The sequence below is a fragment of the Neobacillus sp. SuZ13 genome, from assembly GCF_030123365.1.
Lineage (GTDB): Bacteria > Bacillota > Bacilli > Bacillales > Cytobacillaceae > Neobacillus.
On the sequence record NZ_CP126107.1, the window covers coordinates 5,118,875 to 5,137,158 of the forward strand.

The following is an 18,284-nucleotide window of genomic DNA, read 5'->3' on the forward strand; positions in this document are numbered from 1 at the left end:
GCGGTAATATTTATTCAATATCAGAAATTATTTCTCATTTTCAATGTATTTGACTTCACCAAATCATTATAAGACTATCAAACTTAAAATTCAAATAAGAACTGAAGTTTTTCCAACAAATACCACAAATTACTACGTTTGTTGAAAAAGCTGACTTGATCAACAAGTCAGCCCCAAACACTATTTCAGTTCTCGAGTAATATACATTTTACTTACCCAGCCTTTTTGGCCATTCGCTAATTGGACATTGTACCACTTTTTTGTTTTATCCATGACGATGTTGCCTTTTGAATCCAAGACCAAATGGACATAAGTATTTAAAGTAAGTTTAGCGATTTCCTTCTTATTGGTTGAGGGCTCCGGTCGAACATTGACAGAATCCGTGTCTGTAACCCTTCCTAAGTTAAGAACGAAAAAATAATTATTGTACGTTGAGAAAGCAATTTTAAGCGAATCAACTTTGTTATTAACATTGACCTTGAGCATATAATCATTTGATTTCTCAAGCAAAATAAACGTTGAACCTTTTTTAATCTCGCTCGATAAATCTTTTGCTGCTTTCGCTTGTATTCCTGCTGGAAAGGTATCTTTTCCAACTGGGATTCCCGGTATGGCCGGAACTTTTGTCTGAATTGCGGCCTTCTCATAATATTTTTGATCGAAGGCCATGATCTTTTGCATGTGCTTAGCAATCCCGTTTGCCCAGTAAGGGTCACTCGCATACCAATAGTTCAAGCCAATACTTTTACTTTCTATCCTTTTTTGTTTGGAGTCCTTTGTGAGTTGTCCAAGGAAGGCTCCTTCAAAATGTGTCCCATTCGGATTTAGGTAATCAGCTTTCATTTTTTGGGCAACATAATTGATACACGACTCAACAGTGGCGAAACGGTAGGCCCCAACAAATGGAGCGGAATCGTAGGCACCATAACCAAATAAGTTGTTTTTACCTAAAGATATATTAGAAGTTCCAAAGCCGCTTTCGTGAATGGCATGAGCAGCCAAGTAAAGGGCATTGACGCCATACTTGTTCCCTGCATCAATAAATGCTTGTCCTTTATTAAGCAGCACACTAGGTTTATTCATATATTTGACATTGGTGGCGATATAATCATTAATTTTTTTCGCGGTTACCGTCGACTTGGTCCGTAAATCAATAAACCGATAATCATTTGATTTTACATATGACTTTACATAGCTTTTTGAAACATACCCAGTTTTTCCTTGGTAGGTAACTTGATACCAGTCATCATTTTGTTTTCCCTTCGAGACCACAGTAGTTCCTTTTGGAATCACAGCTAAAACTTTTGTTCCTTCACCTGCTTGCCGAAAATTCACATCCCCTGTAATGAGATAGGTGGTTCCTGCCGTTGTAATTACGGTAGGTTTATTTGTACTTGTTACGGGTGAAGATGTGCTGACATCCCCGCTATATATGTACACTAATTTTCCTTTATAGGTTACCCGATACCAAGTTTGACCGATACTGTTGATCACCTTTTGTGTCGAGTATAATCGGTTTGCACTAGCAAGACTAGCAATCGCTTTTTTCTTCGTATTTGGACTTGAGTAAAGCTTGGTTGTTTTGTTAGTAAAATAATATGTCCCGCTGGTTTTTGTATATAAATTGTATTCCTTTAAAAAACTGCCGCTTACCCAGCCAACTTTCGTTGTATTTCTACCTTTTGATTTGTATGTATAGGAAACTTTGTAATAACTCTCGTTTTTCTCGGTGGCATACACGACTTTTCCTTTAGGAATTGTCAGAATGGATTTGTATTTTGTGCTGGCCCCTGATCGTAATCTTAAATTGGCTGTTGTTTGAAATGATGTTTTACTAATTCGAACAAGGCTGGCAGCGTCGGCATGCTCGATGCCGATTGGTGTGATCGGGATGGGCCCCCCGCTGCTTAAACCAGCGATTAATAACCCGGTGGATAACAATATGACTTTCCCCATGTTTTTCAATGCCCAGCAACCTTCTCTCTCTCTATAATGCTACTAATTTTTTAAAAATAGCAAAATATCTATTTTAAATCCCTCGTATAAATATAAGCCGCACTAACCCAGCCTTTGCTTCCATTGGCTGTTTTTACCTGATACCATGCTTTCGTAGAATCAATCGTTAATGTGCCATCTGCTTTCATGACAATAGAAACATAATCATTTAACGGCAGCTTTCCTAGCGAGGAATTAGATGTTGATGGACCCGTTCGGATATTTAACTCCGAAACTGTCACTCTTCCTAGATTTTGAACAGATATGTAGTTTTTAAAGTTGCTAAAGTCCACATCATTGGTCCAATATTCTTTATTGTCCACTTTCACCCGCAGCCAAAAGTCATTGGTTTTTTCCAGAATATAAAAGGAGTTTCCATTTTTCAGCGTTTTTACTGAATCGTGTACGCCCTTTTTACTATTAAGGACAATTTGTTTATCCGCAGGGAGTGTGACAATTGTCTTGATATCAGCTGGAAACACATCTCCGCCATCGGGAATGGACGGCCTCGTTGGGACATCGGTATTGGTATCAGCCTTTGCATAATAAGCTTTATCATAGGAAAGAATCTTTTCCATGTGCTGGCCAATCACTTTTCCCCAATTTGGATCGCTGGCGTAAAAAAAGTTCATGCCCTCACTACTAGCATCAATTCTTTCATTCGTTAATGTTTTAGTACTGAAACCCAGATATGCCCCTTGATACTTCCAATTGACCGGATTTAAGTAGGTCGATTTCATTTCACGGGCAATATAGTCAATACATAATTCCACACTTGCAAAACGATAGGCAGCTACAAATGGCGCTGCATCATAGGCACCAAAGCCAAACAAGTTGTTCTTGGTAATCGAAATACTAGAGGTCCCATAGGCACTTTCGTGAATGGCATGGGCCGCCAAGTAAAGGGGATTGACCCCATATTTCTTCCCGGCATCAATAAATACCTGTCCTTTATTCGTTAAAACGCTCGACTTCCCCGTACTTTTTACATAGCCAGCAATGTAGTTATTAATCTGACTGGCGGTTACAAGGGATGGAGTCCTTAAATCAATAAATTGGTAGGTATCTCTACTGCCCATTGGATCACCCGATATTACTTGTTGCAGGTACGTTCCAAATACATAGCCGCTTTTCCCTGCATAGCTGACTTTATACCAGCCATTAGATGTTTTGCTGGTTGGAATAATGATTGATCCTCTAGGAATCACGGTTAAAATAGCAGCTGTTGTCGCCGCAGCTTGTCTTAAATTTAACTGATCCGTAACCGCATAGGTCGTCTTCGTTACGGCTTGCTCGGTAATGGTGTCGGTTGGAGGATTTTTGACCTCTCCGTTGTCTGTTCCTACCGTATCGGGCGTTTCGGCAGGCTTAGTATATTTCGTAATATCGCCGCTATAGACATAGCCAGATTTCCCGTTATAGGAGACTTTATACCAATCTCCGATTTTTTGATTAGAAGAAATGATCGTTTGTTTTGGAATCTTCACTAGTTTTGTATAGGCTTTTCCATAGGATACATACAGATAGGTATCTAGTTTGGCTTGATACTCCGCTGCCGCAAAGGAAGTCAATGTTGCTTTGCTTACCTCTCCGCTATAAACATACAGTGTTTTTCCATTGTAAGACACCCGATACCAGACCTGTCCGACGCTATTAACTGCATGATAGGCAGAATAAAGTCCGTTGCCGCTTGCGAGGCTGTATATCCCGCTTTTCTTTGTATCTGGAGTAGAGTATAGCTTCACTGTCTTTTTTGTAAAATAATAGCCGCCGCTAATTGCATTATATTTATAGTATTCCTTTAAAAAATTACCTTTTACCCAGCCCGTGGTTGTTGCATTTTTCCCTTTGGAAGAATAGGTATAGGTCACCTTATACCAATCCGTTACTTTCTCTGCGCTTATGATTGTCTTGCCTTTTGGAATTGTTAGTAATGTTTTATATTTTGTGCTGGCTCCCGAGCGGATGTTGACGTTATCAGTGGTTTGATACGTTGTTTTTGCAAATTTAACCGTTTTTGGTGCTGTAGAAATTTTCTTGATATAAGAGGCGCTAACCCAACCTGTTTTGACGACTCTTTTCCCTTTCAGGGTGTATTGGTAGGAAACCTTTACCCAGGTGCCTTTTTGTTCAGTGGCTCTGATCGTTTTTGACTTAGGGACTAGGAAGATTGCCTTATATTTTGTCGAAGGTCCCGTTCGCAAATTAACATTGTCAATTGTTTGGTAGCTGATATTAGCCAATTTTATGGTGCTGGAGGCATATGCCAGCTGCACTTTTGATGGAATAACTGGGGTGACAACTTCTCCCACTAATAAACTAGTAGATAAGAGAAGAACTTTCCCGATATTTCTCATTGACACACCTCCCTGTCGGATTTCAGATGATGCATTTTTCTACAAATATAAAAAAACTCAGATTTTGCCGAATGTTCCATTCACCCATTAAATCTGGGAAAATATAACGATATCAATTCCTATTATCGCTGATAACCTATTGATTTTAAATAGTTTCCAATAAATACTTGTTGCAATCAAGAAAAATAGGTATATTTACTCATATGAAATAAGGGGATTTTTCGGAGAATTTGTCAGCAATCGCTGACCTATGTGGGTAAAACGACAAAAACACCCAAATTCCAACCTTGGGTGTTTTCGATTCGGTTTATTTTCAATTTTTTAAAATGACTTCATTGACCACTCTTTCGGCCGCATGCCCATCTTCTAGGTAACAAAACTGTTGATAAAATTCATTCATCCGTTCATTTGAAACCGTTGAATTTACTAAGTCTTTTATAGCAGCAATCACTTCTTCTGTTGTCTCGACGAGCGGTCCTGGTGCTTTTTCTTCAAAATTAAAGTAAAAACCTCTAATATCGTCCTTATATTCCTCAAGATCATAGGTAAAGAATATCATTGGCCGTTTTAGATTCGCATAATCAAAAAATACAGACGAATAATCCGTAATTAGTAAATCACTGATCAAGTATAGTTCTTGGATGTCCTCATGCTTGGAAAAATCCCAAGCAAAGCCTTTATACGCCTCCAAGTCAAAGTTTTCAGCGACTAGATAATGCATCCGGAGAATGATAATATATTCTTCCCCGAGTTCTTGCTTAAGTTTTTCCAAATCCAACTGCAAATCAAGCTTATATTTACCTTCTTGATGAAATTGATTGTCGCGCCACGTTGGCGCATAAAGGATCACCTTTTTATCTTCAGGCAGTTGATGTTTCTTTTTGAATGCCTTTGCAATTTCTTCATGACCTTGTTTATAAAAGATATCATTTCTCGGATAACCTGATTCGATCATTTCTTTATCGAATTTAAAGGCACTCTTAAAGATTTCTGTTGAATACCGATTAGGAGAAATTAAATAATCCCAGTTCCGTGATTCAAGATAAAATTCTTGCTTATACTGCTCAGTCGTTGTACCAGCCATGAGCACTTCTTTCATATCATGGGCCAGCTTTTTCAAAGGGGTCCCATGCCATGTTTGTAAGTAAATGGTCTGCTTTGGTTTAGGAATCCACAGGGGCATCCGGCTATTAGTCACCCAAAATCTTGCCCTCGCCATCAAAAACAGCCATTTTACCGAAAAGCGTCGTGCAAAAGGAATTCCTTTCTCAATAAAGCCTTTTTCAAACCGTGGATCAACACTCCAAATAAGTTCATATTCAGGATGATTTCTTTGCAGGTATTCGTAAATCGCCCGAGGATTACAACTATATTGCTTGCCAAGAAAGCTTTCAAACATAATCAGATTTTTCTTCGCTGGGAGGATGGAAATAAATTGAAATAAATATTTGTATGCCCAAATAACTAACTCTTTTAACGATGCAACCACTAGAAACCGCTCTCCTAACCATGTTAAAAGAAACACCGATAAGGCTGCTTTGAAAAATTCAGCAGCCTCGTGTGTTTACTCAAAAACCTATTTATTAATTCTTACTTCTTGTTCAACAAGCTTTACTAAGTACTCAAGCAATTGCTCCCTAAGTTCCTCTCTGCTTAAAGCCATTTCAATGGTTGTTTTAATAAAACCAAATTTCTCGCCCACGTCATAGCGGATTCCTTCAAAGTCATAGGCAAATACATCTTGAAAACCATTTAAGCGTTGAATCGCATCTGTTAGTTGAATTTCGCCGCCTGATCCTGTTTCTTGATTTTCAAGGAGATCAAAAATCTCAGGCGTTAATATATATCTTCCCAAAATGGCAAGATTCGATGGCGCTAACTCGACGGGCGGCTTTTCAACAAAGTTTCTTACCTCATACATGCGTCCATCTTGCCGGCTCGGATCAATAATCCCGTAACGGTTTGTTTCTTCCATTGGAACGGGCTGCACCCCGATAACGGACGAACCTACTTTATCATACATGTTCATTAACTGCTTCAAAGAAGGCACCTTTGCTTGGACAATATCATCCCCTAATAACACAGCAAATGGCTCATTGCCAATGAACTTTCTCGCACACCAAATCGCATGCCCTAACCCTCTAGGTTCTTTTTGTCTTATGTAATGAATATCAACATTCCCAGGCTTACGAACTTCTTCGAGGAGCTCGAACTTCTCTTTACGAGCTAAATTTTCTTCCAGTTCAAATGCGCTGTCAAAGTGATCTTCGATTGCTCTTTTCCCTTTACCTGTTACGATGATAATATCTTCAATTCCTGATTCGATTGCTTCTTCCACAATATATTGAATCGTTGGTTTATCAACGATTGGCAGCATTTCCTTAGGCATTGCTTTCGTAGCAGGTAAAAACCTTGTGCCCAATCCCGCTGCCGGAATTATCGCCTTTTTGACTTTACTCATCATGTGTGCCTCCTAATCACTATATATAACTATTACATCTTAGTGGTCAAATAAAAAGTGGGACTAGTTCACTTACCTTCCTAATACTCGATAAAATGTTTCCATTGCCTTTTTATTGTATTCTTCTGGGATAAATTCATCAAGTTTATTATTTAATTCATTCCTTGCCATTTGATTAAGCCCATCTGTAAGACCATTAATGCTATTTTCCACTAATAATCCATACCGCCCGTTCTCTAATACCGTTCGATTCGCAACAATATCCGTCGCAATAATTTTCATCCCGTGGGTCATTGCCTCTAATAATACCATCGGTTGTCCCTCATAATGAGAGGATAACACAAAACAATCACATTTTGTCATTAATGGAAACGGATTTTCCAATTGTCCAACTAGAAACACTGACTGTTGAAGCTGCAAATCTGCAATTAATTTCTCCAAATGCATCCTTAACGGACCTTCACCAATGATATATAGCTTAGAATTTGCGAAACCTTGATGAAACTGAGCAAAAGCTTTTATTAAGTTATCTTGACCCTTTTCTGGGGATAGCCTCCCCATCGTAACGAAATTTAAGTTATTGGGTAATGGTTCCTGGATACCGACCTTATTAATTTCATTATATTGTAAAGTATAATCCTCACTTCCTAATTGGAGGATTTTCTTTGGATTAATCGAGTTCATGGCATAATCAAATTTAAACTCCTCAGCAAATTCTGATAGATTATTTCTATTGAGCTCCATTGTTCCTGAAGAAACACTTACAAGCTTGTCAAAGCGGTGATAGACGGAAAATAAACCCCTTAAATTTCTTCGATGCGGTTTCCGACCATTGATGGCTCGTTCACTATCAGATAGTAAATCATTATGCATATAACATAATTTTTTGTTCGCATTTGCAGCGAGGATATATTTAGCCCAATTCAGGCTATATCCACTAAAATCAATTGCATAGTCAAACTTTGTTCTGCCAAAAACCCTCCGAAACTCTCTCCTATATGCGTTTTCAGGGTACAACTTTTTGGTAAAGGCAGTATGGGCGCCACTATGATGAATGAATTTATCGCGATAGTCCTCATAAAGGCTATTAACCGCAAAATCATCTCGAAAAAGGAACCTGGCCTGTTTATTTACTTTTTCGAGATTTTTTAGTATTTCATCAGAGGTGGGTCTATTCATATAGATGCTAACATCATATTTATTAAAATCGATATTATCAGTAAGATTTATAAAAGAAGAGGTAATTCCATTATTCCGCAAACCACCTGGATAAATCAGGATCTTCTTTTTATCCGCCTCTAATGGTTGAATGACATTTAAAGGTGTTTTACTCTCATTAAAAATGTATTGGACGATTCTGGGTGTTACATTTCCATCGTCATGCGCGGTAAATTTTTCTTTAGCTGCCTGATATACCGGCGTATAATCGTCGCTTATTTTTGAGATATCCCGAACTGCCGCTGACACTTCCTGAATCGTAAAAAGAGTAGGTCCTGGCCATTTATCCTCGCTTAAATAAACGCCACGTTCCTCCTTATATGTTTGATAATCCCAGATATAGAATAAAATAGGTTTATCTGTGACAAGGAAATCAAAAAAGATACTAGAGTAGTCGGTTATTAAAATATCCACGACACTTAATAACTCATTTGTATCCACTGCATCAGGTATTAATAAATCTTTGATTTCACTAAATTTCCTAGCCTCATTATATAAAAATGGATGTACTTTAATGAATACATTATATTCTTCACCCACTCGCTGCTTTAAATAGGACATATCACGTATGATTTGATCCATATCATTTTTCGCTTTGGAAACACTGTTCCCTTTCCAAGTCGGAGCATAAAGAATGGTCTGCTTGTTTGGATCAATCCTTAGTGCTAATTCTGCTAGGAGTGATTTGAACACACCTGGATCAGTATGGTAGGTAGAATCGATTCGTGGGTATCCCTCTTGGATAATTTCCCCATGATAGAGACCTTTAAGTTTGTAACTTTCAAGGAATATATTGGTGGTATGTTGATTGGGACTTAACAGATAATCAGCACTAAGAAAATTCCTTATGACATTTTGTGATTGTGCTGGATTACCTGGGATATCATATCCCATACTTTTAAGTGGTGTCCCATGCCAGGTATTAATATAAACTTGTTCATCTTTAGGGATAAAAAAAGATTGGAAGGTAGAGTTATTTATTAGATATTTACTAGTTGCTAAACATTTAAGATATTCCTTGGAATGGCGTTTCACAAAGGTGACATTGTTCAGCCCTTTATAGGGTGCCACCACATTATCTATTTCGCCTGAGCTGTTGATCGACCATATATGTTTGAAATGTTTATATTCAGGGTGATTGACAAGGTATTTAAAGATGGCATAGGGACTATCTGATAAACTCTTTCCATCCCTGCTCTCATAAAAAATAGTGTCATCCATCACTTTCAATTTTTCATAATATCCTCGATACTGATAACGCCTTCGATGACTTGCCTTTCTAACATAATTATAGATTGGTCCAATCATAAACTTTATCCGCTTTTTCATGTAAACCTGCAACTCCCTTATCAATTCAACTTACTTATTTATTTTTGGTAACTATTTTTTCCATCTTTAAGTCGTTATATGTAAGTATTGATAATTTCGAAGCATCTGATACTGGTTTTTACCTTTTTTAGAAAAAATAAAAAGCAAATGGATTACAGGATGTTTTCCTGCAACCAATTTGCTTTAAATGTTTATTCTAATACCCTATAGAATGTTCCCATTGCTATTTTATTGTACTCTTCTGGAATAAATTCATCCGGGGTGTAAGCGGGCTCATTTTTAGCCAGTTGATTGAGACCTTTTTCCAGACCCTCAATACTATTTTCTACTAAAAGGCCATATCTTCCCTGTTCTAATACAGTTCGATTGGCGACGATGTCCGTTGCGAGAATTTTCATTCCAAGTGTCATCGCTTCTAATAAAACCATCGGTTGTCCCTCGTAATGAGAAGATAATACGAAACAATCACATTTTTTCATTAATGCAAACGGATTGTCTAATTGTCCCACGAGGTAAACTGACTCTTCGAGTTTGAGTTCTGTAATTAAATTCTCTAGATCTTTCCTTAATGGACCCTCACCTAAAAGATAAAGTTTAGAGGTTTTGAAGTTTTTTTGAAAATTCGCAAAGGCTTTAATCAAATTATCTTGACCTTTTTCTGGAGATAATCTTCCCATCGTAATGAAATTATAATATTCATTCGATGGCTCAGGGAAAAAAACTTTTCCTTTTTGTATTCCTAAAGTTTTGATGATTTGGAAACAACGTTTATTTAACCAGCCAATTTCTTCATTTTCATAGGCAAAATAACAGAATGTTTCATCAAGGGTACTGGCTTCTTTAATAATTGTTACTGTTTTTCCATTATACTTTCGTAAATCATTTATTTCCTTCGCACCTTCAAGTCCATTCACTGTCCTCATGATTACATTTTCATCTGCTAAGTTGATCGTAGCTACCCTCTTTATTGTCTTTTCTGAAATAATAACCGGTTCCTCAATCATCGAAAAGGCATTTTGATCGAGCCAGCCAATTTTTTTCCCATCATGATAAAAAAAGTAATACGTCCCTTTTACAGTTTTATTACGTTTCGTCACGATTACTTTTTCACCTTTTAATGCCTGGGCATCGATGATTTTTCTGCAGCCTAAATTAGGATACGGTTTTGACCATACTTCGTAATCTCCTGGATTTGAAATCATAGCCAGGTCAAATAAGTTCTTTTCCTCTAGTATTCGATGATTGATTATTTGTTTACTCTTTTTTGAATTAGCCAGTTTATACAGAGATATCTTGATGTTCCCTTTGATTCGTTTCTTATTATCGTACTCTTTAATAATCGACAATGCCGAAGAATCAATCCAGCCGATGACAGTTCCATTAATTGAAAACCTGTTATAAATTCCCCGCTGCGTTCTAGCCTCTAAATCCACCATAACTTGCACACCTTTATAATCCTTACTTGAGGAAATTTTTTTAACTCCCTCAATTTTATATGGTTTACTCCAAATATCACGGGCATGTACAAACTTTAAAATGGCTATTTTGTTTACTTGCTTTTCATATATAATTCTGTCGGGTAAAAGTTCAAAACATTCTTTGTCAAGCCAGCCAACAATACGATCTTCGATACTGAATTTATAATAAACATTTGTTTCAACCCGTGCTTCACGTAATATCGCTACCTCTTTATTTAAAAGGCTATCTGCAGGTGCTAATTTTTCAGCCCCTGTTAACACCGCTGGTCTATTCCAGATAAAATGATCCTTAGTATTGTTTATAATGGCCCGTGATTGAAAGGGAATATTACTCATTTGCTGATCATTTTGCATACCATTCCTTGAGTGGTCCATTAATTGGCCAATGCTCTCTTCACTCTCTAGTTTTAAAATTTTTTCAGGATTAATCGAATTCATGACAAAATCAAATTTAAATTCCTCGGCAAATTCCGTTAAATTACTTTTATTAAGCTCCATTGTTCCGTGGGAAACACTTACTAGCTTGTCAAACCTATTATAGACAGAAAAAAGTCCTCTTAAGTTAATCCGATGCGGCCGGCGGCCATTGATGACCTTTTCACTATCTGTAAGTATGTCATTATGCATAAAACATATTTTTTTCTTCGTATCAGATGCGAGCAAGTATTTTGCCCAATACAAGCTGTAACCACTAAAGTCTATTGCATAATCAAATTGTGATTTCCCTGAAAATCTTTTGTATTCCCTCCGATATGCATTCTCAGGGTAAAGTCTTTTTGTGACATTACTATGTGCCCCTCTATTATGAACAAATTTATCTCGATAGACTTCAAGAAGGCTATATACCGATAATCCATTCCGAAAAAGGAACCTAGCCTTCTTATTTACCTTCGCGATATTATTCAATGCTTCTTTCGATTTTGGTGTATTCATAAAAATACTAACATCATACTTAGTAAAATCAATGTTATCGATCAGATTAATAAAGGATGATGTAATGCCATTGTTCATCAAACCGCCTGGATAAATGAGAATTTTCTTTTTATCCCTGTCTAATTGATTTATGACATTTATTGGCGACTTACTCTTATTAAATACGTATTGGACAATTCTTGTAGTAACATTACCATCTTCATGTTTTGTGAATTTATTTTTTGCAGCCTGATATACAGACCTATAGTTTTCACTTATTTTTGAAATCGCTTGAACAGCACCTGCTACTTCTTGGATGGTAAACAGAGTCGGACCTGGTAGTTCGTCATCGGATAAATACATACCTCTTTCTTCACGATAATCATCGTAATCCCAGATATAGAATAAAATTGGTTTATTTGTTACTAGAAAATCAAAAAAGATACTCGAATAGTCAGTTACCAAGATGTCCACAATGCTTAATAACTCATTCGTGTCCACAAAATCCGGTATTAAGATATCTTTTATTTCGTCAAATTTCCTGGCCTGTTCATATAAAAATGGATGGACTTTGATATATAAGTTATATTCTTCTCCCACTTGATTCCTCAAATAGGTCATCTCACTAATAATTTGAAACATATCATTTTTCGCCTTGGAAACATGGGTCCCTTTCCAGGTGGGTGCATATAGAATCGTTTGTTTTGTTTTATCAATGGTTAACCCCAATTTAGTTAATAGAGATTTAAACACCTCTGAATCTGTATGATAGGTAAGATCGATTCTTGGATAGCCTTCCTGAATAATTTCTCCGTTATAGACACCGTTCAATTTATAGCTATCAAGAAACATGTTTGTTGTATGATCATTGGGACTTAATAGATAATCCGCACTTAGAAAATTCCTTACCACATTCTGGGAATGTGCTGGATTACCAGGGATATCAAATCCCATGCTTTTAAGGGGCGTTCCATGCCAAGTATTAATATATACTTGGTCATTTTTAGGAATAAAAAAAGACTGAAAGGTTGAATTATTAATTAGGAACTTACTAGTAGCTAGACACTTGAGATATTCCTTTGAATTACGTTTTACAAATTTTACATTTTTCAATCCTTTATAATCTGCAATTACCGTTTCTAACTCATTTGAACTATTTATAGACCAAATATGTTTGAAATGCTTATATTCGGGGTGATGTAAGAGGTATTTAAAGATGGCATATGGACTATCTGTTATACTTTTTCCGTCTCTGCTCTCATAAAAAATAGTATCATCAATTACATTTAATTTTTCATAAAACCTTCTATATTGGAAATTTCTGCGATGATTTGCCTTTTTGAAATAATTATAGAGTGGTTCGACGATAAAATTTTTTCTTCTTTTTAAAACCTTTTTATTCATGAAAATCTACAGCTCCCTTACCAGTTCACTTTCTTATAATTTTTTATTAGTTATTCTTACCATCTTTGATGCTTTATATGTACGGAGCTGACAATCTACTTTTTCTAAACAACAAATAAGCAAATCGATGAACAAGTTTCCTTGTCATCAATTTGCTTGTTAAAACTGCCTATCATTCTTACTGTAATACCTTATAAAATGTATCCATTGCTTTTTGATTATATTCTTCGGGCCGGAAATCGTCAGGTGTATGTTCAAGTTCATTTTTCGCCAATTGATTGAGTCCTATTTCTAGCCCCTCAACGCTATTATCTACTAATAAGCCATATCTTCCATTTTCCAATACAGTTTGATTCGCAATGATATCAGTGGCTAAAATCTTCATGCCAAGAGTCATCGCTTCCAATAACACCATCGGCTGACCCTCATAGTGCGAGGAAAGCACAAAGCAATCGCATTTTTTCATAACTTTAAACGGATTTTCAACCTGTCCAACTAGGAATACCGACTTTTCCATTTTAAGTTCGCCAATTAAGTTCTCTAAATCCTTCCGGAGGAGTCCCTCCCCTAAAATGTAAAGTTTAGAATTCGGGAACCCTTGATGAAACCTTGCAAAGGCTTTAATTAAATGATCTTGTCCTTTTTCAGGTGATAATCGACCCATATTTATGAAATTGTAGTTTTCCTTCACCGGCTCGGGAATGGCTGATTCTTCACTGACAATCTCTGCACCTTCGATAATAGAGAAAGCACGTTCATCCAGCCAGCCTAGTTGTTTTCCATTGTGATAAAAGAAATAAAATGTCCCGGCTCGAGTTTTATTACTTTTTGTCACAATCACCTTTGAATCTTGTAATTCACTTGCATCCATTATTTTTTGGCAGCCAATGTTTGGGTATGGTTTCGTCCAAACGACATAATCATTGGGGTGATCAATAACAGCTAGTTCGTATAGGTTATGTTCTTCCAGCGTGCGATTGTCCAGTGACTGGATAAAACTTTTATACTTTTGATTATTCACCCTTTTAAAGGCTGAATATTTTACGTTATGCTTGGTGTCTGTATCATACCTAATTACTAATGCCGAAGAATCGATCCAGCCAATGAGGGTGCCATTGATTGAAAATCGGCTATAGATCCCGTGCTGCGTTCTAGCTTCACAATCGACGTCCACTAAAATCCCTTTATAATCCTTACTTGATGATATTTTTTGAATACCTTCTGTTTTATAGGGTTGATTCCAGATATCATTGCCAGACACATTCTGTAGAACAGCAGAATTTTTAACCTTTTTTTCGTATAGGATGCTGTCTGGAAGCAATTCTACACAAGCTTGATCAATCCAGCCGATGATCCGTTCTTCCAAACTAATCTTAAAAGATACACTTGTGTTGGTTTGAGCTTCCTGTAAAATAGTAACCTCTTTCTTTAACAATCTATCAGCCAGCGCTGTTTTTTTCGCCCCTTCCAAACCTACTGGCCGATTCCAGATAAAATAATCTTGTGTTTGATTAATAAATGCTCGGGCTTTGAAAGGGATGTTGCTAATCAGTCCTCCTGCTTGTGAATGGTCTTTTGAGTGCTCATCGGACTGATCCGCTGCCCCCTCATTGCTTAATGTTAAGATTTTTTCGGTATTAATGGAGTTCATCACGTAATCAAATTTCGATTCAGCTGCATAGGCCGACAAGTTCTTTTTATTCAGTTCCATGGTCCCAACCGATACGCTGACTAGTTTATCAAAGCGATGATAGACGGAAAAAAGTCCTCGTAAGTTAATCCGGTGTGGTTTCCTGCCATTAATGGTTCGTTCACTATCTGACAGCAGATCATTGTGCATATAACAGATTTTTTTCTTCGCATCGACAGCAAGGAGATATTTTGCCCAATATAAACTGTACCCGCTAAAATCGATGACATAATCAAAATGTGACTTTCCAAAAAGTCGTTTTACTTCGCGAAGATAGCCGTCTTCGGGATAAAGTCTTTTTGTGACATTGCTATGCGCCCCGCGATTATGCACGAATTTATCACGATAAACTTCATCAATACTAAAGACAGCCAGTCCATTTCGGAAAAGGAATCTCGCTTGTTTATCTACCTTCGCCATATTATGAAGTGTCTCTCTTGAAGTAGGTGTTTTCATAAAAATACTCACATCATACTTCGTAAAATCAATGTTATCCATCAGATTAATGAAAGAAGAGGTAATCCCATTGTTCATCATCCCGCCTGGATAAATAAGGATTTTCTTTTTGCCGGTGTCGCAATTTTTGATTACATTTAACGGAGCCTTTTTTCCCTTAAAAATGTATTCAGCGATTCGCTCTGTTACATTCCCATCATCGTAATGGGCAAATCTATGTTTTGTTATAAGATATACTTCTTTATAATTATCGCGTACTTTTTCAATATTCTGTACAGCATCTGCCACTTCATTAATCGTAAACAATGCCGGACCTGGCAGCTCGTCATCTGATAAGTATCGTCCCCTTGTTTCCTTATAATCATCGTAATCCCAGACATAGAAAAGGATGGGATTATCCGTGACGAGAAAATCAAAGAAGATACTAGAATAATCGGTGATTAAGAGATCAATCACACTTAATAATTCATTCGTGTCGACAATGTCAGGGATTAAGACATCTTTAATCTCCGTAAATTTTCTAGCCTCTGCAAATAAAAATGGATGAACTTTGATTAATATGTTGTATTCTTTGCTGACCTGTTGTTTTAAATAGGTCATATCCGCAATAATTTGATACATATCATTTTTTGCTTTTGAGACATTGGTCCCTTTCCAGGTAGGTGCATACAAAATTGTTTTTTTGGTCCGATCAATTTTCAACCCAATTTTGGCTAAGTAGTCGAAAAATGGATTTGCTTCCGTATGGAAAGTAAGGTCCATCCTGGGATAGCCTTCTTCAATAATTTCGCCATTATAAATCCCTTTTAGCTTATAACTGTCAAGGAACATGTTGGTTGTATGTTCATTCGGGCTAATTAAATAGTCGGCACTAAGAAAATTGCGGACAACATTTTGGGAAACGGATGGGTTTCCTGGGATATCAAACCCCATACTTTTCAGGGGAGTTCCATGCCAGGTATTGATATAAATTTGCTCATGTTTGCGGATAAAAAAAGATTGAAAGGTAGAATTATTGATTAAGTATTTACTAGATGCGAGTGCTTTGAGGTATGCTTTGGAGTTTCGTTTGACGAATGTTACATTATCTAGGCGTTGATATGCAGAAATGATAGTTTCTAAATCTTCAAAGTTGCTAATTGACCAAATATGATTATAATCCTTATATTCAGGATTATGCAGTAAGTATTTAAAAATAGCATAGGGGCTATCTGTTAAACTTTTTCCATCGCGGCTTTCATATAAAATGGTTTTGTCGTTTACAGTACATCTTTCATAGTACTGTGTATATTGATAATTGATGCGGTATTTTGACTTGGCAAAATAATGATAAATCGGATTAATGATAAATTTGATTTTTCTTTTCAACACTTTCAGATTCATGGAACAGCCCCCTATCCGACGAAACGTTGATGAAAAAATACATATATTTTCCAAAAAATTATAGCATATTTTAAGATGACAAACTATACCTTGAGGATACCATGTATCCAGCATTGGTTTGTATTTTTGTCGAATTCTGTTGGCCTAGGACATTGTACTAACCCAGCCACTTTACTATAATGGATACAAGACCAATCACAAATACAGTTAGGGGCAGTTACAACATGCTTTTTTCGATGATCATTCCTGTCTATAATGCAGAAAAATATTTACCTGAAGCGATTGAAAGCCTTATTAATCAAACAGTGGACTTTAAACAAAATGTCGAAATTATTTTGGTTGATGACGGTAGTACCGATCAATCAAAGGATATATGTCAAACCTACGTCAGCCAGTATCCTAACAATATTACATATGTCTACCGCGAAAATGCCGGCCCAGGCAGCGCAAGGAATACTGGTCTCAATCATGTTTCAGCGCATTCAGATTACGTTGGCTTCCTAGATGCCGATGATCTTCTGTCCGAGGATTCACTTGAAAAAGTGGGCACTTTTTTTTCTCAGCATGAGGATGTTCAACTAGCAGTAATTCCCCTCTACCATTTTGAACGAATCGATACCCCGCACCGATTGAACTATCGCTTTGAGCAAGGGGACCGGGTGATTAATATTCTTGAGGAGTATACGGGGATTCATTTTCATATTGGCGGATGCTTTTTTAAAGCGAAACATTTCCTTGCTAATCCTGATTTGAGATTTCAAACCGATATCAAATTTTGGGAGGATGCCCTCTTTATCAATACCTTTTTACTTGAACACAAGCAATACGGGGTAGTCTCAGAAGCAAAATATCATTACCGCCGACGTGTCGATGAGGATTCACTCGTTAGTAACGCTTGGTATCAAAAATCAAGATACACGGAAATGATTAGACGCTGCTATTTAACACTGATTAACGAATCAAGGAGTCACTATAACGAGATCCTTCCATATGTGCAGTTTTTAATCACGTATCATATCCGGTTGTACCTGTTTCCTAAAAACAACCCTATTATCTATGAAGTATTATCCAAAGAAGAACAAGAGGAGTTTTTTGAGGAATTTGTGAAGTTAATTCAACTGTTTGATCAGAAATACATCAAGGAACAGGACATGCCCTTTTATTATAAAACCTATTTGTTAAACCTAAGTGAAAATGGCTGGCCGTACAAAGAAAATATAACTCCCAAGAAGATTGAAAAACAAAAGGTTGTAATAACTGAATGTCATCACCGTGCTTTAAAGTGGACAATAAAAGGTCACTTCATGAATAAAGTCTATTTTATGAAGGAAAATGATCGGCTGTTTATCCAGGCGAAAGACAAGATCACGTATTTGCCAAAAGCCGAACTTCCAGGAAAACTGCGGATTATCTGGGGAACCGTCGTCCGAAACTACGAGCATGCTGGTTTTGAAACGAGTCTACCCTTCTATCGGAATAAATTACAATTCGGCCTAGAAACCGAATCCGGCAGAAAATACATGTTAAACAAAGTAAACTTGAAAGAATTAGAGCTGGATTAAAACAAAAGGGGTCGATCCAATTATTGGATCAACCCCTTT

Annotated in this window: 7 protein-coding genes and 1 pseudogene; 1 reads left to right on the forward strand and 7 read right to left on the reverse strand. The window is 36.9% G+C overall.

Annotated elements, in window-relative coordinates; genetic code table 11:
- Window positions 1-180: 180 nt before the first annotated feature.
- From QNH17_RS25415 to QNH17_RS25445, 7 genes and pseudogenes are all read right to left on the reverse strand, one after another.
- Complete coding sequence (locus QNH17_RS25415; RefSeq protein WP_283879599.1) at window positions 181-1,956, reverse strand: SH3 domain-containing protein; 1,776 nt, start codon at window positions 1,954-1,956, stop codon at window positions 181-183.
- A 68-nt stretch (window positions 1,957-2,024) separates the two neighbouring features.
- Window positions 2,025-4,352 (reverse strand): SH3 domain-containing protein, encoded by a 2,328-nt coding sequence (locus QNH17_RS25420; protein ID WP_283875916.1) that lies wholly within the window; start codon window positions 4,350-4,352, stop codon window positions 2,025-2,027.
- Window positions 4,353-4,665: 313 nt separating this feature from the next.
- Window positions 4,666-5,820 (reverse strand): annotated as a pseudogene (locus tag QNH17_RS25425) (CDP-glycerol glycerophosphotransferase family protein); the annotation flags it as partial.
- Between the two features lie 108 nt (window positions 5,821-5,928).
- Window positions 5,929-6,813, reverse strand: coding sequence for a UTP--glucose-1-phosphate uridylyltransferase GalU (galU, locus tag QNH17_RS25430; protein ID WP_283875917.1), 885 nt, complete (start codon window positions 6,811-6,813; stop codon window positions 5,929-5,931).
- 72 nt (window positions 6,814-6,885) lie between these two features.
- Entirely contained in the window at window positions 6,886-9,360 is a 2,475-nt protein-coding gene (locus QNH17_RS25435; RefSeq protein WP_283875919.1) for a glycosyltransferase, read from the reverse strand.
- Window positions 9,361-9,551: 191 nt separating this feature from the next.
- Window positions 9,552-13,154, reverse strand: a complete 3,603-nt coding sequence (locus QNH17_RS25440; RefSeq protein ID WP_283875920.1) for a CDP-glycerol glycerophosphotransferase family protein — start codon at window positions 13,152-13,154, stop codon at window positions 9,552-9,554.
- A 178-nt stretch (window positions 13,155-13,332) separates the two neighbouring features.
- On the reverse strand, window positions 13,333-16,683 hold the full coding sequence (locus tag QNH17_RS25445; RefSeq protein ID WP_283875922.1) for a CDP-glycerol glycerophosphotransferase family protein: 3,351 nt from the start codon (window positions 16,681-16,683) through the stop codon (window positions 13,333-13,335).
- A 224-nt stretch (window positions 16,684-16,907) separates the two neighbouring features.
- Here QNH17_RS25445 and QNH17_RS25450 point away from each other — a divergent pair, with 224 nt between their 5' ends.
- Window positions 16,908-18,245: a glycosyltransferase family 2 protein gene (locus QNH17_RS25450; protein ID WP_283875923.1), complete on the forward strand. Its 1,338-nt coding sequence runs from the start codon at window positions 16,908-16,910 to the stop codon at window positions 18,243-18,245.
- Window positions 18,246-18,284: the final 39 nt, after the last annotated feature.